This is a genomic window from Polaromonas sp. YR568 (genome assembly GCF_900116715.1).
Classification (GTDB): Bacteria; Pseudomonadota; Gammaproteobacteria; order Burkholderiales; family Burkholderiaceae_C; genus Polaromonas.
This window is the reverse complement of record NZ_FPBM01000003.1, coordinates 268365-287324: the sequence shown is the minus strand read 5'-3', so window position 1 is coordinate 287324 and position 18960 is coordinate 268365. Positions and strand designations below refer to the sequence as shown.

Genomic DNA, 18960 nt, shown 5'->3' with positions numbered 1-18960 from the left:
CTGCCATGTTGCCCTGCCCAGTCCGTACGGGCCTGGCTGGCTGCAAACCCAATAGCTTTTTTTCATCATGTTGCGTCTGCGAACCCTGGGATTGACCGTTTTGATGTTTTGGGCGCTCGCGGCAGGGTGCACTTCGGCCTTGGCAGCGCCTCCCGCCAAAGCCACCTGGTCGGGCGTGGTGACCTATGTGGTCGACGGCGACACCGTCCGCGTGCGGCCGCCCGGCGGCGGCAAGCCGGTCAGCATTCGGGTCGATGGCATTGATGCGCCGGAAATCTGCCAGGCCTTTGGCCCGGCCTCCCGCGACGCGCTGATGCGGCGGGTGCTTGGCAAGCGCGTGAAGGTACTCGGCAAACGCCATGACGATTACGGCCGCCTGCTGGCCCGCATCGAACTCAATGGCGAGGACACCGGCCAATGGATGGTGGCGCGCGGCCTGGCCTGGTCTTACCGCTTCCGTTCCAGCCCGGGGCCCTACGCGGCGCAGCAGCGGCGCGCCAGGGCCGCGGGGTTGGGGCTGTTTTCACCCGCGCAGGGTGCGCCGGTGTATCCGGCGCAATTTCGAAAGCAGCACGGCTCCTGCCACCCAAAGTAAGCGGCCCAGGGGCGGGCGAGCGCTGTCTTTTGTCCTACGGGCATTTCAGCCGATGGCGATTGGCGGGCAGGGCCCCCTTTAATAAAGTGAACAGGTACGAGCTTCAGGTTCGTCATCTTCGTCACCTTGTGCGCCCAGGCACCCTGGGTATTCGCACACTTATCCAAAGCCAAAGGAGCTTCTCATGACCTCAACTCCCATTCACTTCCTGCCCGCCGGCCGGGCCTTCCGGCCTCTGGCGCTTGCTGCCGCCATCGCCCTGGCACTGGGCTTGTCCGCCTGCGGCAAACAGGACGAAGGCAAAACCGCGGGCCAGCAGCTTGACTCTGCCATCGCCAAGACCGAAGAAGCCGCCGCCCAGGCCAAAGCCAAGGCCGAAAGCGAAATGGCCAGCGCCGGCACCGCGATGAAAAACGCCACGCAAAGCGCTGAAGCTTCGGGCAAAGACATGGCCGCCAAGGCCGGTGAAAAAATCGACGACCTGACCATCACCACGACCGTCACCGCAGGCCTGGCCAAAGATGCGGACCTGAGCGCGCTCAAGATCAACGTGGACACCCGCAACGGCGCGGTGACCCTGAACGGCTCGGCCCCCACGGAGGCCGCCCGCGACAAAGCCACCACCCTTGCCAAAGGTGTCAAGGGCGTCAATTCCGTCGACAACAAGCTGGTGGTGAAAGCGGCCAGCTAAGCGCCGCGCCACTTTTCTGCGTCCCAACTTAAACGCCCCCGATTCCAATGGAGTCGGGGGCGTTTCTTCTTGTATTCATTCAGTCTGAGACCGGCGAACAAAAGGCAGGCCATGGATCAACTCCATGCCTGCCTTTTACAGCCACCACTTGTGAGTGGCCAGACGGTAAAAACCGTTTATGGGCGAACGATGATGTCGTTGCGCACGGCCTTGACGTTCTTCGTGTTGCGGGCGAGGTTTTCAGCCTGGGCTTTTTCAGCGGCGGATTTGGCAAAGCCGGAGAGCTGAACCGTGCCGTTCAGGGTTTCGACCTTGATGGCCATCGCCCCTACGGTCTTGTCTTCAACGAACTTGGCCTTCACCGAGGTGGTGATGGCGGCGTCATCGACATATTCACCGGCGGTCGACTGGCCACGCCCGACAGCGCAGCCGCTGCCGATGATGGTGATGCCTGCCAGGGCTGCGAATGCAATTGCGCGAGCGTATTTCATATTGTTTTCCTCTTGAGTTGATGTAATGGTTTTGGTGCAGTGGTTAAAAAAGCCTGTCGGTGAGCGGCACCACGCCCACCGGCCTGCGGTAATGCTTATCTGGATCTCTGGTTCTGTTCGGAAGAAGGTGGCGCACTCGACAACATCGAAAGTAAAGCGCCGGACAACTCGGAAGATTTGAGCGTGGCAATCAACAGGCTGCCTATGGAGACCAGCCGCCATGGGCGCAGCACCACGGCGGCCGCGCCTGCGGCGGCGGCGATGCCGAGCAGTTGCAGCGGTTTTTCTTCGGCGTAGTGTTTGAGCGTCGGCTTGGCCAGGCCAAATGCCACGCTCACCGGGTGGTGATGCCACCAGGCGCCCAGTGCGTGCTTGAGGATGCCCCAGGCGCCGCCTTCAGAATTGCCTTGTTCGCCTTCTGCGCCGTGCCCTGAGCCGGCGCCATCATCCTGGTCGTCATCCCGCTGGGCGTCACGGCTCATGTGCCGGACGATGGCCTTGCGGCTGTTGGCCAGCCGTTCTTGCGGTGTGGGGGCGGTGAGGGAATTCATGGCGCGTCTGGGTAGGTGAGTCGTGTGCCGGCCGGCATTCAGGCGGCCATGCGCAGGGCGCGGGCGTCGCTGTCGATTTGCGCCTTCAGCTCGGGAAAGCGCTCATTCACCAAAGGCTTTCTGGCCTTGAGGATGGCCACGACAAGAATCACCAGCGCAACGCCGGGCACGCCCACCAGCACCCAGTGAAACTGGTTCTGCAGTGCACCCAGCATCACGGCCGTTCCTGCCAGGCCCAGAAACACCACCGCCGCCAACACCGCGATCAGCCAGGCCACCGCGCGCGCCAGCAATTCAGCGCCCGCATTGGAGGCCTCGTCGTGGAACAGCGCGGCATAGGCCGACAGATGGTCCACCACCAGGTCTGGCCGTTGCACGATGGTTGAGAAGAGGGGATGAAGCATGGATAAAGATGAAGGTGGCGGGGAAAGCGGGTAACTGGGTGCGCTTGATGCGTGATGCGTGATGGATCAGGCCGTCAATCAATAGCGGTTCTGGTTGCGGTGGCGTGCCGAGGACACCAGCAGTGCGATGCCTGCGCCCACGGCCGCAGCGATCAGCACAGAGCGCAGGGGTTGCTCGGAGACATAACGCGTGGTGGCGCCGGCGGCGTTGGACAGCGACTGTTGTGCACGGTCTTTGGCTTCCGACGCGATGTCCAGGCTCTGGCGGGCCAGGCGCTGGGCTTTGGAGGCCAGCATGTCGACAACGGGGTCGACGCTGCCGCGCAGCTCGCGAACCTTGTTTTCGGCCTTGTCGAGCGCATCGTTGGCATAGCCGCGCGTGGTGTCAACGGCCTTCTCGGCGGTGTTGAGCAGTTCGTCGGAGGCCTGACGTGCGGTCTTGGAGACGGTTTGTGTGTTCATGTTGAGTCCTTGAAGAGGGAGTGAATGAAAAGGGTGAAAGGGACGAAGTGGCTGATTCAGTGAGCGGTATAAAAAGCGCGGCCGGGGAGAAGGGGCCGCGCTGTCGCTGTGAGGGCAGGGGGTTGTGCAAACGCCGTGCTGTCAGCCCTTCCTGATCAGGCTGACGACAAAACTCACGATGGCCATGATGGCGAAGATGAAGAAGAGGATCTTGGCGATTTCGACAGCGCCTGCTGCAATACCGCCGAAGCCGAACACGGCGGCGATCAAGGCGATGACCAGGAAAACGACGGAATAGTGCAACATCTCGGGCTCCTTGCTGTGACAGTGGATGGTGCGTCTCTCTTTCGAAACGCCTGCAGCTAGGTTAAGGAGATGTGCGAATTTCTCTCATCGGCTGCCAGCGTGTGCCACTGTCAGCTCTGGCGGCGCTGCCCTGTAGGAGGGGGCCGACATTTTGTTACGCAGCGTGTGCTGCGGTGCGGCCAGCGGTGTGCCCTGTGGTGTGTGCGAGTACGGCACTTGCGGCGCCTGCGGCGCAGCGCTTCAGAGCACTTTGGGCAGCACGGCGGAGATGCGCGTGCCTTCGCCTTCATGGCTGGTGACGGTAAGGCGCCCGCCGGCGGCCTCCACGCGGTGCCGCATGCCGGCCAGGCCATGGCTGCCCGGGCCTACGCTTTCGACCTTGAAGCCGCGGCCGTTGTCCTTGACCTCGACCGTGATGTAGCTGTCGAAGTTGTGCAGGCTGACCTCGGCCTGTTTGGCTTCAGCGTACTTGCCCATGTTGGTGAGCGACTCCTGCACCAGGCGATAGACGGTCAGCTGCGCGGAGCCGCCCAGCTCGACCGGCTCCAGGTCAGTGGTGATAGCGATGCCGGAGCGCTCCTCGAACTCATGCGCCAGGATTTCCAGCGAAGCCACCAGGCCCAGGTGCGACAGCGATGAGGGCCGCAAGTCTTCGACGATGCGGCGCTTCAGGGCAATGCCGCTGTTGAGCGTGTTGGTCAGGTGCGCCAGCCGTTCGGCGGCTTCAGGCAGGTTGCCGGCCAGGCGGGATTTGAGGCGCGCCACGTCCAGCTTCGCCGCCGTCAGCAGGGCGCCCAGCTCATCGTGCAGCTCGCGCGCCAGGTGCCCGCGTTCGTCTTCGCGCACGTTTTGCAGGTGGGTGGCCAGCTCGGCCAGGTTGGCGGTCCGGTCGCGCACCTGCGTCTCGAGAAAGTCGCGTTCGCGCTGCAAGGACTCCTGTTCGCGCCGCCCGGATGCCAGCAGTGCCTTGGTTTGCAGCAGGTACATGTAAAAGGCCAGCAGGCCCGCCAGGGCCATGGTGGCCACGCCGATGCGGGACAGCTGCAAGGTGTTTTTGATCTGGAGCTGCCCCTGCTCCATCTTGCTGACGCTGCTTGCGGCGAGCTTGGCGGCCTGCTCACGGATGGCGTCCATGTGCTCTTTCCCCACGTCGGTGGTCAGCACAAACTTCCAGGCGTCTTCGTTGCCTTCTTTTCGCATGCGCACGCTGAGGTCCATTTCAGCCAGCTTGCGCGAGACGTGCCTGGACATCTGGCCGAACTCGGTGAGTTGCTCCCGGTAGGGGGTGAACAGCTGGCGCAGCATGTCCAGGTTCTGGTCGATGTCGGCCAGCGCGGTGTTGTACGGCTCCAGGTAGCGCGCATCGCCTGTCAGCAGGTAGCCCCGCTGCCCGGTCTCAGCATCCAGCACGTGCTGCAGCAGTTTGTTGATGGCGCCGCGCGTCAGCTGGGCTTCCTGGATAGCCGCTGCCGCATCGGTAGACTTGCGAAAACTCGCTTCATTGATGAAGATCAGGAATGCGGCGGCCAGCACTGCCAAAGGCAGGCTGATGGCCATTTTGGGTATCGCAAATCGTTTCACGGCAAACTCCGTCTGGTACTTCAATGAAGAATTCGACAATAATGGGTGCTGAAAATTAAAGCAGCTGCCCGACAGGGGCATCTCTTTTCGCGGCTTCTCATGCCTTTTTTCCGCTTATGCAGGCTTTATAGAAAGACAGCGACATGATCAAAATCGGAATTGTGGACGACCACGCCATTGTGCGTTCGGGACTCAAACAGTTTTTCTCCGACCAGGTGGACTTGCGTGTGGTCGGCGAGGCCGGCAGCGGCCGCGAAGCCATTGACCTGGTTCGCAACGTCGAGCTCGACATCCTCGTCATGGACCTGTCCATGCCCGGCCAAAGCGGCATCGATGCACTTGCCATGATCCGCGCGAAGGCGCCCGATGTCGGCATCCTCATCCTGAGCGGTTACCCTGAAGAGCACTACGCGGTCAACCTGATCCGCCAGGGCGCCAGCGGTTACCTCAACAAGGAGTGCGATCCGTCCGAAATCGTCGACGCGATCCGCGTGATCTCGCTGGGCAAACGCTACATCACCCCGGCGGTCGCCGAGCTGCTGGCCCAGCAGCTGAACCGGCCCAACGATGTCGCTTCGCACGAGCAGTTGTCCGAACGGGAGTTCCAGGTCTTCCTGAAGCTGGCCAAGGGCGAAACCGCGGGTGACATTGCCAAGGCGCTTTCGCTGAGCGTGAAGACGGTGAGCACCTACCGCACGCGCGTGATGGAAAAGATGAGTCTTTCGTCCAACAGCGACCTGACCTACTACGCGCTCAAGAACAAGTTGATCGACTGATTTCAAACGGCGGCGCCGCTCTGCTGGATGCAGTAATCCACCAGGGCGTCAATCTCATTGGATTTATCAAACACGGCATCCACGCCCAGCTGGGCGCAGCGTTGCCGGATGTCGGCTGTGGCGTAGTTGCTCAAGACCACCACCTTCTGCGTCGAGGGGCGGTCCCTGCAGGCAGCCAGCACACCGAGGCCGCTGCCCTGCTTTAAAAACAGGTCAACAATCGCCAGATCCCAGTTGTCCCGGTTCTCCGTCAGCCAGGCTTTGCCTTCGTTTTCGGTTTCGGCGGTTCCCACGGCATCAATGCGTGCCAATTCCTCAAGCGTCCCGATCAGATTTTCGCGAATGGTGGGATTGTCTTCTACGATGTACGTTTTCAGTCTCACTGCTCAGGTCCAGGTGGGAGGCCGCGTGGTTCTCGAAATATTACGAAAGTCCCAAAAGCGCAAACGTCTCTTGTCACTTAATGTATCTTTTCATTGAGGGCCATTCTGCCAGCGGCCAAGTCCACTCCTTGTAGGATATTTCCTACGGCGCACGGTATGTGTGCATACATTCGCACGAATGTCGTGTTGTAGGCACATGCTCACAGCATGTCATGGCCCCTGCCGACTGCCTTGAATGGCTGTTTGGACGGATAGTGAAGGCTCTGCAATTTAAAGCGCATGCGTGGGCCACCTGTGTTGTGCCAACGCGTCGCCGGTGCTTGCGGAGCATCCAGAACGCCAACACATGAACACCTCCTCCTCCCGGCCAGTCCTTCTGAAGAGAATCCTTGCCGGTGTGGCTGCGTTGCTGCTCGTGCTGGTGCTGGTGATTGCCTTCTTCCCCTGGGACGCCATGCGCGGCCCCATCAACCGCTATGTGTCCGACCAGCTTGGAAGGCGTTTTGAAATCACGCGCCACCTCTCGGTGAATCTGGGGCGGACTGTCACCGTGCGGGCGGACGGCATCGAGTTTGCCAATCCCGAGTGGGCGCGCAAGCCTTACCTCGTCAAGGCGAGCGCCGCCGAATTTGACATCAAGCTCTTCCCGCTTTTGGTGGGGCGCATTGAGCTGCCCCGCATTGCACTGACCGAGCCGGAAATCGGGCTTCAGATAGAGCCTGACGGCCGGCGCACCTGGGCGCTGTCGCGCGACACCTCCGATGAAGGCGCTGTTCCGCGAATCGACGCCTTGCTGATAGACCGCGGTACGCTGGATTACGAGGCCAAGGCCCAGGGCGCCAACATCAACGTTCAGTTCTCACTCGCGCAGGAGGCCGCGGGCGAGTTGCCCCTGAGCTACAAGGCCAGCGGCAAATGGCAGAACGAAGCCTTCAGCGCCAGCGGGCGCACCGGCGGTGTGCTGCAACTTAGCAAAGACCGCGAAGCGCCTTTTCCGATCGAGGTCAACGCCACGGCCGCGAAGACCAGCCTCAAAGCCAAGGGGACGATTGCCAATCTCGCCGACCTTGCCGGCATCGACGCCACCTTCGACCTGCAGGGCCGCAACCTGGAAGAGCTGTACAAACTGCTGGGCGTTGTGCTGCCATCGACGCCGCCTTACAAGTTGCGCGGCAAACTCGCCAAGCACGGCAAGGTGTGGGCGGCCAGCCAGATACAGGGAACGCTGGGCAGCTCGGACCTCAGCGGCGCCCTCAGCTTTGACCAGTCGGGCGCGGTGCCCCTGTTGACCGGCAAGGTGCAGTCCCGCTTGCTGGATTTTGCCGACCTGGCGCCGGTGATCGGCCTGCCGCCTCCGGTCGGGCCTACGCAGACAAGTACTGCGGCAGCTTCAACTTCAAATACCGCCAGCCAGTCCGCACCCGTCCCCCTCAAGAAGACCGCATCGGCCACACGCAAGGTACTGCCGGTGGCGACGCTGGACGTCACCCGTATCAAAGCCATGAATGCCGACGTGGTGTATTCCGCAGCCGACATCCGCCATGTGGAAGTGCTGCCGCTGGACAAGGGCAGTGTTCACGTGAAGATCAATGCCGGTGTGATGCAGCTGGAGCCAATCTCGATGGGCGTTGCGGGCGGCACCGTGGCGGGCAGCATACGCATCGATGCCAACCTGGTGCCTGCCGCCTTCACCACGCGGCTGGATGTGCGTGCCTTGCAGCTCAACCAGCTCTTTCCCGCCGTTGAAACCAGCAAGAGCAGCCTGGGCAAGGTCAGCGGCCAGTTCGATCTCAAGGGGCGCGGCAATTCGCTGGCGCAGATGCTGGGCACCTCTTCGGGCGACGTGGCCGTCTTGATGGGCAAGGGCGAGATGAGCAACATCCTGCTCGAATTCATGGGGCTGGACGGCGGCGAGGTCATCAAATTCCTGGTGCGAGGCGACCGCAACGTGCGGCTGCGCTGCGCGGCGGCGGCCTTCGAGGTGAAGCAGGGCCTGATGACGACCAAAACCATTGTGCTGGACACCACGGACACGGTGATCAACGGGCGCGGGACCATCAACCTGGCCGACGAGACGCTGGATCTGGTTCTTGACCCTGCGCCCAAGGATCAGAGCATTCTGAGTTTCAGGTCACCGTTGAAAATCGGCGGCACGTTTGCGGCGCCCTCCGCTGGGCCCGACAAGGGCGCTCTGGCCGGCCGGGCCGGCATCGCTTTGGCGCTCGGCGTGATCAATCCGCTATTGGCGCTGGCCGCCACCATAGAAACCGGGCCCGGCCAGGACGAAAACTGCAAGGCCATTCTGGCCAAGGCGACGAGCTCCAGCGCGGGTTCGCGCATTCCGGCCGCGGCCATCTCGCTGAAGTAGGGCGCTAGCGATGGGCGCTGCCGCACACCGTGCATGCGGTGTTGCGCATCAGCTTCATCTCGCTCCATTCCATGCTTTTGCCTTCCAGCATCAGCAGCCGCCCCGTCAGGGGCTGGCCAACGCCGCAAATCAGCTTGAGGGCTTCGGCCGCCTGCGTGCTGCCGATGATGCCGACCAGCGGCGCAAAAACACCCATGGTGGCGCAGCGTGTTTCTTCCAGAAGTTCTGATTCCGGAAACACACAGGCATAACAGGGCGCCTGCTCGCTTGCGCTTGTGTCAAACACGGCCACCTGGCCGTCAAAACGGATGGCGGCGCCTGACACCAGCGGCTTGCGGTGCTTCACGCAGGCGCGGTTGATGGCGTGGCGGGTGGCGAAGTTGTCGGTGCAGTCCAGCACCAGGTCGGCGCCTTGCACCAGGCGGTCCAGCAGCTCGCCTTCAGCGCGTTCAGTCACCGTGGTGACCTTGACGTCGGGGTTGATCGCCGCGATGGCCTGCCGGGCGGATTCGGCCTTGAACTCGTTCACGCGTGCGAGGTTGTGGGCGATTTGCCGCTGCAGGTTGGTGGTGTCCACCCGGTCATGGTCGGCGATGGTGATGTGGCCGACACCGGCGCTGCCGAGGTAGAGCGCGACGGGTGAGCCGAGCCCGCCCGCACCGATGATCAGCACATGTGAGTTGAGCAGCTTTTCCTGACCCTCGATGCCGACTTCGTCGAGCAGGATATGCCGGGAATAGCGAAGCAGCTGATCGTCATTCATGAAGAGGAGGCCGGTCAGCGTTCAGGCCCGGCAGGACAGAAGAGGGGTGGGGTGGGCGTGGGAACAGGCGGCCGCGCAAGGCGGGCGCTGCTCCCAGGTGCCTTGGGCACCATCGCCGTCCTAGTTTTCTTTTTTCTCGTTCTTGGTCTCAACCACGGCGGTCTTGCTGACCAGCACGGGCCGTCCCTTGAGCTTGTTGATGGCTTGGGCCAGCTGGAAGTCCTTGTCGCTGCCCAGTTCGGGCGGGCGGCGTTGCTCGGGGGTCTTCTTGGACTCTTCCTCGAGGCGCTTCAGGGCTTCTTCGCGGGCCTTTTCACGGTTGGCGTCTTTGACTTCGGCGCCCTGGCCGCTGTTGAGGTGTTTCTCCAGGTCGGCTTCACGTGTGCGCAGGGCGGCAAACGGGCTGCCTTCGGCGGTTTCGTCCACCATGACATCGGGCACGATGCCGCGCGCCTGGATGGATTTGCCGCTCGGGGTGTAGTAACGCGCCGTGGTGAGCTTCAGGCCGGTATCGGGGCCCAGCGGCCGCACGGTCTGCACCGAGCCCTTGCCGAAGGTCTGGTTGCCCATGATGGTGGCGCGTTTGTAATCCTGCAGCGCACCGGCCACGATTTCGCTGGCCGAGGCCGAGCCTTCATTGACCAGCACGACCAGCGGCACATTCTTGATGGCCGCAGGCAGGCGTTTGAGCGGGTCCGCGCCGCGGCGCTGGTAAAACTCGGGGGCTGCCTTGTAGGTGAACTTGCTTTCGGCCAGCTGGCCGTTGGTGGACACCACGGTGACGTTTTCCGGCAGGAAGGCGGCCGACACGGCGACGGCCGCATCCAGCAGGCCGCCCGGGTCATTGCGCAAGTCGAGCACCAGGCCCTTGAGGTTGGGTTCCTGCTTGTAGATCTGCTCGAGCTTGGTCACGAAGTCGTCGACGGTGCGCTCCTGGAACTGGCTCAGGCGAATCCAGGCGTAGCCGGGCTCCACCACTTTGCTACGGACGGATTGCGTGCGGATTTCTTCGCGCGTGATGGTGACCGGGAATGTGCGGTTCTCGTCCTTGCGGAAGATGGTGAGCAAGACCTTGGTCTTGGGCTCGCCGCGCATTTTCTTGACGGCTTCGTTGAGCGTGAGGCCTTTGACGGCGGTGTCGTCGATGCGGGTGATCAGGTCGTTGGGCTTGAGGCCTGCACGGTCTGCGGGCGAGCCTTCAATCGGCGAGACCACCTTGACGAGGCCGTCTTCCTGGCTGATCTCGATGCCGACGCCGACAAAGCGGCCGGTCGTGCCTTCGCGGAATTCCTTGTAGGACTTCTTGTCGAAGTAAACCGAGTGCGGATCCAGGCTGGCCACCATGCCGGAGATGGCGTCGGTGATCAGCTTTTTCTCGTCCACCGGCTCGACATAGTCTGTCTTGACCATGCCGAACACCGAGGCGAGCTGTTGCAGCTCTTCCAGCGGCAACGGCGCCAGGCCCGCGCGGGCCACGGCTTGCAGTTGCACCGTGGTGAGCGCTCCTGCCACAGCTCCGATTGAAATCCAGCCTGCTATCTTGAGCTTCTGACCCATAAAAATACCTTCGTAAACCTGTTGGGGAACCCCTGCTCCCCCTATGTGAAGCAATATACACCTTGGAGAAAGGCCGGGCACCACAGTTCCGCCAATCGGCGCTCCCTGGCAGCAAAAGTGCCAAAAGTACCCGCTTTTACAGCACCTTTACAGAAATCGCCCGCCGCCAGCCGGATCGCCCGGTGGCGCTCCCTCAGGCTTTACCCTGAGCCCCCACGGCAGCCGCTGCCTTGGCGGCGGCTTCGCTGTCGCCCAGGTAGTAGTGGCGCAGCGGTTTCAGGTCGGCATCCAGCTCGTAGACCAGCGGAATGCCATTGGGAATATTGAGGCTGACGATGTCGTCATCCGAGATGTTGTCCAGGTATTTCACCAGCGCGCGGATGGAATTGCCGTGGGCCGCCACGACGATGCGTTTGCCGGCCTTGATGGCGGGCGCCATGGCTTCGTTCCAGAAGGGCAAGACGCGGTCCACGGTGTCTTTGAGGCATTCGGTCAGCGGCACCTGCCCGGGCGCCAATTTAGCGTAGCGCGGGTCGCTGCGTTCGCTGCGCTCGTCGCCGGCGTCCAGCGGCGGCGGTGGGGTGTCGTAGCTGCGGCGCCAGACCAGCACCTGCTCGTCACCGTATTTTTTGGCGGTTTCGGCCTTGTTCAGGCCCTGCAGCCCGCCGTAATGCCGCTCATTGAGCCGCCAGCTGTGCACCACGGGCAGCCAGGTGCGGTCCATCTCGTCCAGCGTGTGCCAGAGCGTGCGGGTCGCCCGTTTGAGCACGCTGGTATAGGCCACGTCAAAGTCATAACCCTCGCTTTTGAGCAGTTTCCCGGCGTTTTTGGCCTGGGCGATGCCGGTTTCCGTGAGGTCGACGTCCGTCCAGCCGGTGAAGCGGTTTTCAAGGTTCCAGGTCGATTCGCCGTGGCGGATGAGCACGAGTTTGTACATGGTGGGAGGGGTGGGGAGTGAAAAAAAGGGGAATAGAGAGGGGCGCCGGTTGGGCGTTTTCGCCCTCCATTCTAAAATCATGGGTTCGCTCAATAAGCGCTCCAAGACACACAAAGGGTAAAACGTGAAATTTCTGATCGACAACTGGATGCTGATTTCGATAGCAGTCGCCTCGGGCGGCATGCTGCTTTGGCCCATGATTTCCGGCGCCATGAACGCCGGCGCGCTCACCGCCAGCGGCGCGGTGCAACTGATCAACCGCGAAAAAGCCGTGGTGGTCGATGTCAGCGAAGCGGACGAATTTGCCGCCGGCCACGTGACGGGCGCCAAAAACGTGCCTTTCAGCGAGCTGGAAGGCAAACTCCCCACCACCGTCAAAAACAAGGCTTTGCCCCTGATTTTGGTGTGCGCCACCGGTGCACGCGCCGGCCGCGCCGTCGCTGTTGCCAAAAAGCTCGGTTACGAGCAGGCCCAATCGCTGGGCGGCGGGCTCAAAGCCTGGAAAGAGGCTAACCTGCCTCTAGAGAAGGCCTGATCCAGGTCTGTTCAATACGGCGCTGACCGGCCCGGCAGGCATGAAAGCTGCTGGCCCCCAGGTCACCTGCCTTCCCGTGCCGGGCTGCCATGCCCGGCCGGATCCGGAGAACCCCATGCAAACCGTCAAGATCTACACCACCGGCACCTGCCCTTATTGCATCCAGGCCAAGCAACTGCTCAAACAGCGCGGCGTCACCGAACTCGATGAAATCCGCGTCGACATGGAACCCGGCGAACGCCAGAAAATGATGGAAATCACCGGCCGGCGCACCGTGCCGCAAATCTTTATCGGCGAAACCCACGTCGGTGGCTGCGACGACCTGATGGCTCTGGACGGCCGTGGCGGCCTGATGCCTCTATTGAATACCCCCGCCTGAGATCTGGGCGCAGGCACCTGTCTTCGCCAGCATGAGCCGCGGAACCGGCTTTGCCGGGCCGCAGGGCGGGCGGCCCCCTCGGGGGGCAGCGCATTACACGAAGTGAAAAGCGTGGGGGCCCGTCTCACCGTGGGGCTTCATATCCGCTCCCTATAATCATCCGCTGGTCACCGGCTTGCCGGCGCATCTAACCCTCTGTCCAACTTTTCCCCAGCATCCGAAAGAGCACCATGGCTGAAGCCAATCTTGACCCCGTATTCCAGATCCAGCGCGTCTACCTCAAGGACGTGTCGCTGGAGCAGCCCAATTCGCCCGAAATCCTGCTCAACCCCGAGCAGCCTGCCGTGGACATCCAGCTGGGTGTGGACGCCACGCCGGTGGCGGAAGGCCTGTTCGAGGTGTCCGTGACGGCCACCGTGCAGACCAAGATTGGCGACAAGACCGTGTTCCTGGTGGAAGCCAAGCAGGCCGGCATCTTTGAAATCCGCAACATCCCCGCTGACCAGATGGGCGCCATCCTGGGCATCGCCTGCCCGCAGATCGTTTACCCCTACCTGCGCGGCAACGTGGCCGACGTGATCCAGCGCGGCGGCTTCCCGCCCGTGCACATGGCGGAAATCAACTTCCAGGCCATGTACGAGCAGCAGCAGGCACAGGCCGCCGCCGCTGCGCCGGCCGCACCGCAAATCATCGTCTGATGATGGCGCGCCGGGGTACACATCCCGGCCCGCCTTCCTTTGCGATTCCCTCATGACGCGCGCATGAAAATACTGGTCATAGGTGCAGGCGCCTGGGGCACGGCCATGGCTGTGAGCAGCGCGGCCCGCCACCAGGTCACGCTGTGGGCGCGCGATGCCGGCCTTGTCAAAAACCTGCAGGCCGGCCGCACCAATCACCGCTACCTGCCCGGCGTGGTCTTGCCCGGCAGCCTGCTGCTGCAAGGCGGCGATGTGCCGCTGGCGCAGGCAGTCGCGGGGCAGGACCTCATCATCCTGGCCACACCGGTGTCGGCGGCGCGCGCCATGCTGCAAAGCCTGCAGCACGTCAACGTGCCGGTGGCCTGGCTGAGCAAGGGCTTTGAAGCGCCGCTGGACGCCGCCTCCGCGTCGTTCGGCCTGATGGTCCACGAAATACGGGCGCAAGCTGCTATCAATTTAAAAGCAGGTGTGCTCAGCGGCCCCAGTTTCGCGCTGGAGGTGGCCCGCGGCCAGCCGACGGCGCTGGTGGCCGCCAGCGAGCATGCCGAAGTACGTGACACCCTTGTCGCCGCCTTTCACAGCCCCACGCTGCGCGTCTATGCCAATGACGATGTGGTTGGCGTGGAAGTGGGCGGCGCCGTCAAGAACGTGCTGGCGATTGCCACCGGGCTGTGCGACGGTCTGCAACTGGGCCTGAACGCCCGCGCGGCGCTCATCACACGCGGCCTGGCCGAAATGACACGCCTGGGCGTGGCGCTAGGCGCCAAGGCCGAAACCTTCACAGGCCTGTCGGGCCTGGGAGACCTGGTGCTGACGGCCACAGGCGATCTGAGCCGCAACCGCAAGGTGGGGCTGCTGCTGGCCGAAGGCAAAACGCTGGCGCAGGCCGTCGATTCTTTGGGCCATGTGGCCGAAGGTGTGTATTGCGCCCGCACCGTGGTGCAGCGCGCCGCCGGGCTGGGTGTTGAGATGCCGATCGCGCAAAGCGTGGTGGCCTTGCTGGACGGCAAGCTGCGCCCTGTGGAGGCGGTGGCGACACTGATGGGCCGCGGGCCGACGGCTGAGCTCGCCTGAGTCCTCGCATCACGCCAGCGTAGCGCGCCGGCTACTTGCGCAAATGCAGCGTCACCAGCAGCGAAGCGTCCTGCACGGCGGTGAGCCCGTGCGGCACGCCGCCGGCGAGCCACAGCAGCTGGCCGGCTTTCATGGGCTGGGTTTGCCCGTTGGCGGTGAAAGCTACTTCGCCCTCCAGGCATTGCACGGTGATTTCGCCCTTGACCTGGTGCGAAGGCACGGTCTTGCCGGCCGGCACGATGAGGCGCATGACCTCGAGCTCCTCGCTTTTGAACAGCGCGACGGTGCGGCCCTCGGAGAGTTTGCCGGCCAGCGGCTGGACGTCAATGAGTTGCCCGGAAGCGGCGTGGGGAATGGCCATGGTGGACTCCTGCATGCGTGGCGATAGAAAACCGCCTGCAAACTTTATACCCCAAGGGCTGCGCTGGCGAAACAGGGTTGGCTAGGCCGTCTTGTTGTAGACCAGGAAGACGTCGTCGCGTACCCAGCCCAGCGACTCATACAGCGCCTGCGCCGCATGGTTGGTTTTGGCGGTGCTCAGGTCCAGCCGCGCAAACCCGTTGGCCTGCGCGTGCGCATGGGCCGCCAGCATCAGCGCACGGCCGGCGCCGGTTTTGCGGGCTTGGGGCGCGACATACAGGTCGTAGAGCGTGCAGATGGGCTGGGCGATTACCGAGCAGAAGCTGGGATATAGCTGGCAGAAACCGACCAGGCTGCCTTCAGCGCCTGTCACTTGTTGCATGGCTTGCGCCACCAGAATTACCGACTCCCGGTTGCGCATGCGCTCGCCGATGAACTGCAGCGCCAGTGCCGCATCGGCCGGCTGCTCGTAAAACTGCCGGTAGGCGTCAAACAGCGCGGCCACGGCCGGCAGGTCGGGCAGGCCGGCGAGGCGGACGGAGACGACGCTCATGCCAGGGACTTTTCCATAAAGACGCTCAAGGGGTCGTGCGCATACGCGCCAAACGGCTCGCGCAGTACATAACCCAGCCGCGCATAGAGGCCCAGCGCTTCGGGCTGGTGAATGCCCGTCTCCAGCCGCGCCAGGCGCACGCCGGTCGCCTGAAGGTGCGCCTCCAGCGTTTGCATGATGGCTTTGGAAAGGCCTTTGCCGCGGTGCTGTTCGAGCACAAAGACGCGTTTGATCTCGCCGTAACGCCCGTCGTTGTCCAGTGTTTTGACGGCGCCGCAAGCCACCAGCTCGCCGTCAATATGGGCGCCCACAAACAGCACATTGGGCTGGCTGAGCGCCGAGAGGCTTTCCAGGTGGTTGCTTTCCGCGGGGTAAAGCGCTGCCATGTAGGCGTCTGACTGAGCAATCAGCGCGGCGGCCGATTGAGGGTCTACAGGGTTGATGTGGTGCATAAATTGACGATCAAATTAGCCTGAAAGCCGCGTAGAACGTACGTAAGCAGCTCCTGAAAAGGGAGCAAGCCGTTATGGGCTTCATTCGGCTCCGGGCCGGTCCCGCGCTCAAATTTCCAGATTGTCGATCAGCCGCGTGCTGCCCAGCTTGGCCGCGCCCAGCACCACCAGCGGCACATCGGCCAGCGGGCCGTGTGGCACCAGCAGGTCGGCGCGGCGGCGCACGGTGAGGTAGTCGGGCTTCCAGCCGCGGCGGGCCAACGCCTGCATCGCTTGTGCTTCGAGGGCCGGCAAATCGGGCGTGCCGCCGGCGCGAGCGGCTTCGCCCAGCGCGCGTATGGCTTTGGACAGCTCCACCGCTTCGGCGCGCTGGGTGGCATTGAGGTAGCCGTTGCGTGAGGACAGTGCCAGGCCGTCGTCGGCGCGCTGGGTTTCACCGGCCAGGATCTCGATCGGCAGCGCGAACTGTTGCACCATGCGGCGCACCACCATCACCTGCTGGTAGTCCTTCTTGCCGAAAGCCGCCACACCCGTGGGCATGCCGGCAAACACGCAGGAAAAGAGCTTGAGCACCACGGTGCTCACGCCGATAAAAAAGCCGGGCCTGAAGTGGCCTTCAAGGATGTCGCTCAAGTCGGTGGCCGGGTGCACCTTGTAGCTTTGCGGCTCGGGGTAGAGATGCTTTTCGAGCGGGGCAAACAGCACGTTGCAGCCGGCTTCTTTCAATCGTTCGGCGTCGGCGTCCAGCGTGCGCGGGTAGCTGTCGAAGTCTTCATGCGGCGCGAACTGCAGGCGGTTTACGAAGATGCTGGAGACACTCACGTCGCCCAGCGGCTTGGCCTGCTTGACGAGGGCGATGTGGCCGTCGTGCAGGTTGCCCATGGTGGGCACAAAAGACGGGCGTTTAAACGGGCTGAGGGCCTCGCGCAGCTCCGGGATGGTGTGGACGATCTGCATCTTGTCTCCTGACTCTTGAAGGGGCGCGGGTGTGGTGGGCCCGCTTCACCACGCGTGGGTGGTATTGACCGGGAAGCTGCCGTCTTTCACGGCGCGCACATAGGCTTCCATGGCGCCGCGCACGCTGGCAGTTTTGTTGTCCGGGCCTTCCATGAAGTTGCGCACAAACTTCGGCATCTTGCCCAGGTTCATGCCCAGCATGTCGTGCAGCACCAGCACCTGGCCGGCAGTGCCGTTACCCGCGCCTATGCCGATGGTGGCGCAATGTGTGAGTTCCTGCGTGAGCGTGGCCGACAGGGCCGCCGGCACCATCTCCAGCACCAGCATGGCGGCGCCGGCATCTTGCAACTCGCGGGCGTGACGCGTCATCGTGGCAGCGGCTTCGTCGCCCTTGCCCTGCACGCGGTAGCCGCCCAGCGCATGCACAGTCTGCGGCGTCAGGCCCAGGTGGGCGCACACAGGGATGCCGCGCTCCACCAGAAAGCGCACCGTCTCGGCTGTCCAGCCGCCGCCCTCGAGCTTGACCATGTGCGCGCCGGCCTGCATCAGCACTGTGGCGCTGCGCAAAGCCTGCTCTTTGGACTCGTGATAGCTGCCAAACGGCAAATCGCCGATCAGCCAGGCCGTGGCTTGTGAACGCCGCAGGCCGTTGGCCACGCACTCGGTGTGGTGGCGCATGGTCTCCAGCGTCACGCCGACGGTGCTGGTCAGGCCCTGGCAGACCATGCCCAGTGAGTCGCCCACCAGAATGCATTCGACGCCGGCGGCATCGGCCACGGCGGCAAAGGTAGCGTCATAGGCCGTCAGCATGGTGATTTTTTCGCCATGCGCCTGCATTTCGCGCAGGCGCGGCAGACTCACCGGTTTGCGCGCCGGCGGCGTGGAGGGCGTAGACGACGGCGGCAGCGTGCCGTAAGGCGTGACGGAAGTATTGGCAGGGGTCGTCATGGGCGGGTCCGGAATTTAGCGAAAGTCTAACCAGCTTCAGTGGGCTTTTTGGGCTATGTTTTAGAGAGCCCAGACAAGGCAGGGGCTACCCAAACAGGGCTTAACGTGCCTCGGGTGCAGACCGGCTCATGCCCAGGCGCTCGAGCAGCTTCACATCGGCATCGGTGTCGGGGTTGCCGGTGGTCAATAGCTTGTCGCCGTAAAAGATCGAATTGGCGCCGGCCAGAAAACACAGCGCCTGCACGCCGTCGCCCATTTGCTGGCGGCCGGCCGACAGGCGCACGCGTGCCGTCGGCATGGTGATGCGCGCCACGGCAATCGTGCGCACAAATTCAAACGGGTCCAGGTCGGCCTGGTTGGCCAGCGGCGTGCCTTCCACCTTCACCAGGTTGTTGATAGGCACCGACTCGGGGTAGGGCGTGAGGTTGGCGAGCTCGGCCACCAGGCCGGCGCGCTGGCGGCGAGTCTCGCCCATGCCGACGATGCCGCCGCAGCAGACCTTGACGCCGGCGCTGCGCACACGCGCCAGCGTATCGAGGCGGTCCTGGTAGTCGCGTGTGGTGATGATGTCGCCGTAAAAGTCAGGCGCGCTGTCCAGGTTGTGGTTGTAGTAGTCCAGGCCGGCGCTTTGCAGCGTTTGCGCGTGGCCGTCTTCCAGCATGCCCAGCGTGGCGCAGGTTTCCAGGCCCAGCGCCTTCACGGTGCGCACCAGCTCGGCGACTTTTTCAATGTCGCGGTCTTTGGGTGAGCGCCAGGCGGCGCCCATGCAAAAACGCGTGGCGCCCGCAGCCTGCGCGCGCTGGGCGGCGGCCAGCACTTCGGCCGGTTCCATCAGCTTGCTGGCTTCCACGCCGGTGTCGTAGCGCGCGGCCTGTGGGCAGTAGCCGCAGTCTTCGGCGCAGCCGCCGGTCTTGACCGACAGCAGCGTGGCGAACTCGACATGCGTGGGGTCGAAGTTTTCGCAGTGCACGGTTTGCGCGCGGTGCATCAGTTCCGGAAAAGGCAGATTGAACAAAGCCTCGATGGCGTCCACACTCCAGCGCTGCTCACCCGCCCGCTCGACTTGTGAAGCTTGAGGACGAGGGCGGTGGAGCGTGATGGTTTGTTCTGCAACGTGGGACATGGTCTCTTTCCTTTCG

The 18960-nt window shown here is 63.3% G+C and carries 24 protein-coding genes; 8 read left to right on the top strand and 16 right to left on the bottom strand.

The features are described 5' to 3' along the window. Positions 1 to 139: 139 nt before the first annotated feature. Both BM408_RS08820 and BM408_RS08815 read left to right on the top strand, forming a co-directional pair. Positions 140 to 595, top strand: coding sequence for a thermonuclease family protein (locus BM408_RS08820; protein WP_254774749.1), 456 nt, complete (start codon positions 140 to 142; stop codon positions 593 to 595). Between the two features lie 184 nt (positions 596 to 779). Beyond that, positions 780 to 1286, top strand: coding sequence for a BON domain-containing protein (locus BM408_RS08815; protein WP_092129058.1), 507 nt, complete (start codon positions 780 to 782; stop codon positions 1284 to 1286). 176 nt (positions 1287 to 1462) lie between these two features. Here the strand turns inward: BM408_RS08815 and BM408_RS08810 are convergent, their stop codons facing one another. From BM408_RS08810 to BM408_RS08785, 6 genes are all read right to left on the bottom strand, one after another. Continuing rightward, positions 1463 to 1777 carry a BON domain-containing protein gene (locus BM408_RS08810; RefSeq protein WP_092129056.1) on the bottom strand — a complete coding sequence of 105 codons (315 nt, stop codon included), beginning with the start codon at positions 1775 to 1777 and terminating at the stop codon, positions 1463 to 1465. A gap of 95 nt (positions 1778 to 1872) precedes the next feature. Next, positions 1873 to 2328: a hypothetical protein gene (locus tag BM408_RS08805; RefSeq protein WP_092129054.1), complete on the bottom strand. Its 456-nt coding sequence runs from the start codon at positions 2326 to 2328 to the stop codon at positions 1873 to 1875. A gap of 38 nt (positions 2329 to 2366) precedes the next feature. Next, complete coding sequence (locus BM408_RS08800; protein WP_092129052.1) at positions 2367 to 2732, bottom strand: hypothetical protein; 366 nt, start codon at positions 2730 to 2732, stop codon at positions 2367 to 2369. A gap of 78 nt (positions 2733 to 2810) precedes the next feature. Next, positions 2811 to 3194, bottom strand: a complete 384-nt coding sequence (locus tag BM408_RS08795; RefSeq protein WP_092129050.1) for a hypothetical protein — start codon at positions 3192 to 3194, stop codon at positions 2811 to 2813. Positions 3195 to 3335: 141 nt separating this feature from the next. Next, the gene (locus BM408_RS08790) at positions 3336 to 3500 is read right to left on the bottom strand and encodes a DUF1328 domain-containing protein (protein WP_092129048.1); all 165 of its coding nucleotides are present in this window, start codon (positions 3498 to 3500) and stop codon (positions 3336 to 3338) included. A 240-nt stretch (positions 3501 to 3740) separates the two neighbouring features. Next, the gene (locus BM408_RS08785) at positions 3741 to 5081 is read right to left on the bottom strand and encodes a sensor histidine kinase (protein ID WP_254774748.1); all 1341 of its coding nucleotides are present in this window, start codon (positions 5079 to 5081) and stop codon (positions 3741 to 3743) included. 143 nt (positions 5082 to 5224) lie between these two features. On the opposite strand from BM408_RS08785, the gene BM408_RS08780 reads away from it, so the two are divergent. Continuing rightward, on the top strand, positions 5225 to 5857 hold the full coding sequence (locus tag BM408_RS08780; protein ID WP_007867910.1) for a response regulator: 633 nt from the start codon (positions 5225 to 5227) through the stop codon (positions 5855 to 5857). A 2-nt stretch (positions 5858 to 5859) separates the two neighbouring features. On the opposite strand, the gene BM408_RS08775 is transcribed toward BM408_RS08780, so the two are convergent. Continuing rightward, a complete protein-coding gene (locus tag BM408_RS08775) occupies positions 5860 to 6240 on the bottom strand; it encodes a response regulator (RefSeq protein WP_092129046.1) in 381 nt (126 codons plus the stop codon). Positions 6241 to 6586: 346 nt separating this feature from the next. Here BM408_RS08775 and BM408_RS08770 point away from each other — a divergent pair, with 346 nt between their 5' ends. Beyond that, a complete protein-coding gene (locus tag BM408_RS08770) occupies positions 6587 to 8608 on the top strand; it encodes an AsmA family protein (protein ID WP_092129044.1) in 2022 nt (673 codons plus the stop codon). Between the two features lie 4 nt (positions 8609 to 8612). On the opposite strand, the gene BM408_RS08765 is transcribed toward BM408_RS08770, so the two are convergent. The 3 genes from BM408_RS08765 to gpmA form a co-directional block, all read right to left on the bottom strand. Continuing rightward, positions 8613 to 9371, bottom strand: coding sequence for a HesA/MoeB/ThiF family protein (locus BM408_RS08765; RefSeq protein WP_092129042.1), 759 nt, complete (start codon positions 9369 to 9371; stop codon positions 8613 to 8615). A gap of 120 nt (positions 9372 to 9491) precedes the next feature. Continuing rightward, positions 9492 to 10928, bottom strand: a complete 1437-nt coding sequence (locus BM408_RS08760) for a S41 family peptidase (RefSeq protein WP_092129040.1) — start codon at positions 10926 to 10928, stop codon at positions 9492 to 9494. Between the two features lie 193 nt (positions 10929 to 11121). Next, positions 11122 to 11865 carry a 2,3-diphosphoglycerate-dependent phosphoglycerate mutase gene (gpmA, locus tag BM408_RS08755; protein WP_092129038.1) on the bottom strand — a complete coding sequence of 248 codons (744 nt, stop codon included), beginning with the start codon at positions 11863 to 11865 and terminating at the stop codon, positions 11122 to 11124. Positions 11866 to 11989: 124 nt separating this feature from the next. Here gpmA and BM408_RS08750 point away from each other — a divergent pair, with 124 nt between their 5' ends. The 4 genes from BM408_RS08750 to BM408_RS08735 all read left to right on the top strand — a co-directional run bounded on the left by BM408_RS08750 (position 11990) and on the right by BM408_RS08735 (position 14551). Continuing rightward, positions 11990 to 12400, top strand: coding sequence for a rhodanese-like domain-containing protein (locus BM408_RS08750; protein WP_092129036.1), 411 nt, complete (start codon positions 11990 to 11992; stop codon positions 12398 to 12400). Between the two features lie 115 nt (positions 12401 to 12515). After that, positions 12516 to 12779, top strand: a complete 264-nt coding sequence (gene grxC / locus BM408_RS08745) for a glutaredoxin 3 (protein WP_092129034.1) — start codon at positions 12516 to 12518, stop codon at positions 12777 to 12779. 230 nt (positions 12780 to 13009) lie between these two features. Beyond that, entirely contained in the window at positions 13010 to 13477 is a 468-nt protein-coding gene (gene secB, locus BM408_RS08740; RefSeq protein WP_092129032.1) for a protein-export chaperone SecB, read from the top strand. A 63-nt stretch (positions 13478 to 13540) separates the two neighbouring features. Then, entirely contained in the window at positions 13541 to 14551 is a 1011-nt protein-coding gene (locus BM408_RS08735; protein WP_092129030.1) for an NAD(P)H-dependent glycerol-3-phosphate dehydrogenase, read from the top strand. Positions 14552 to 14582: 31 nt separating this feature from the next. Here the strand turns inward: BM408_RS08735 and BM408_RS08730 are convergent, their stop codons facing one another. The 6 genes from BM408_RS08730 to bioB form a co-directional block, all read right to left on the bottom strand. Beyond that, the gene (locus BM408_RS08730) at positions 14583 to 14912 is read right to left on the bottom strand and encodes a cupin domain-containing protein (protein ID WP_092129515.1); all 330 of its coding nucleotides are present in this window, start codon (positions 14910 to 14912) and stop codon (positions 14583 to 14585) included. A gap of 81 nt (positions 14913 to 14993) precedes the next feature. Continuing rightward, positions 14994 to 15464 (bottom strand): GNAT family N-acetyltransferase, encoded by a 471-nt coding sequence (locus BM408_RS08725; protein ID WP_092129028.1) that lies wholly within the window; start codon positions 15462 to 15464, stop codon positions 14994 to 14996. After that, entirely contained in the window at positions 15461 to 15916 is a 456-nt protein-coding gene (locus BM408_RS08720; protein ID WP_092129026.1) for a GNAT family N-acetyltransferase, read from the bottom strand. Before BM408_RS08720 ends, BM408_RS08725 begins: the two co-directional genes overlap by 4 nt. Before the next feature lie 108 nt (positions 15917 to 16024). Further along, positions 16025 to 16873, bottom strand: a complete 849-nt coding sequence (gene panC, locus BM408_RS08715) for a pantoate--beta-alanine ligase (RefSeq protein WP_092129024.1) — start codon at positions 16871 to 16873, stop codon at positions 16025 to 16027. 45 nt (positions 16874 to 16918) lie between these two features. After that, positions 16919 to 17821 carry a 3-methyl-2-oxobutanoate hydroxymethyltransferase gene (gene panB, locus BM408_RS08710; protein ID WP_092129022.1) on the bottom strand — a complete coding sequence of 301 codons (903 nt, stop codon included), beginning with the start codon at positions 17819 to 17821 and terminating at the stop codon, positions 16919 to 16921. A 100-nt stretch (positions 17822 to 17921) separates the two neighbouring features. Then, a complete protein-coding gene (gene bioB / locus BM408_RS08705) occupies positions 17922 to 18944 on the bottom strand; it encodes a biotin synthase BioB (protein ID WP_254774747.1) in 1023 nt (340 codons plus the stop codon). Positions 18945 to 18960 lie beyond the last annotated feature (16 nt).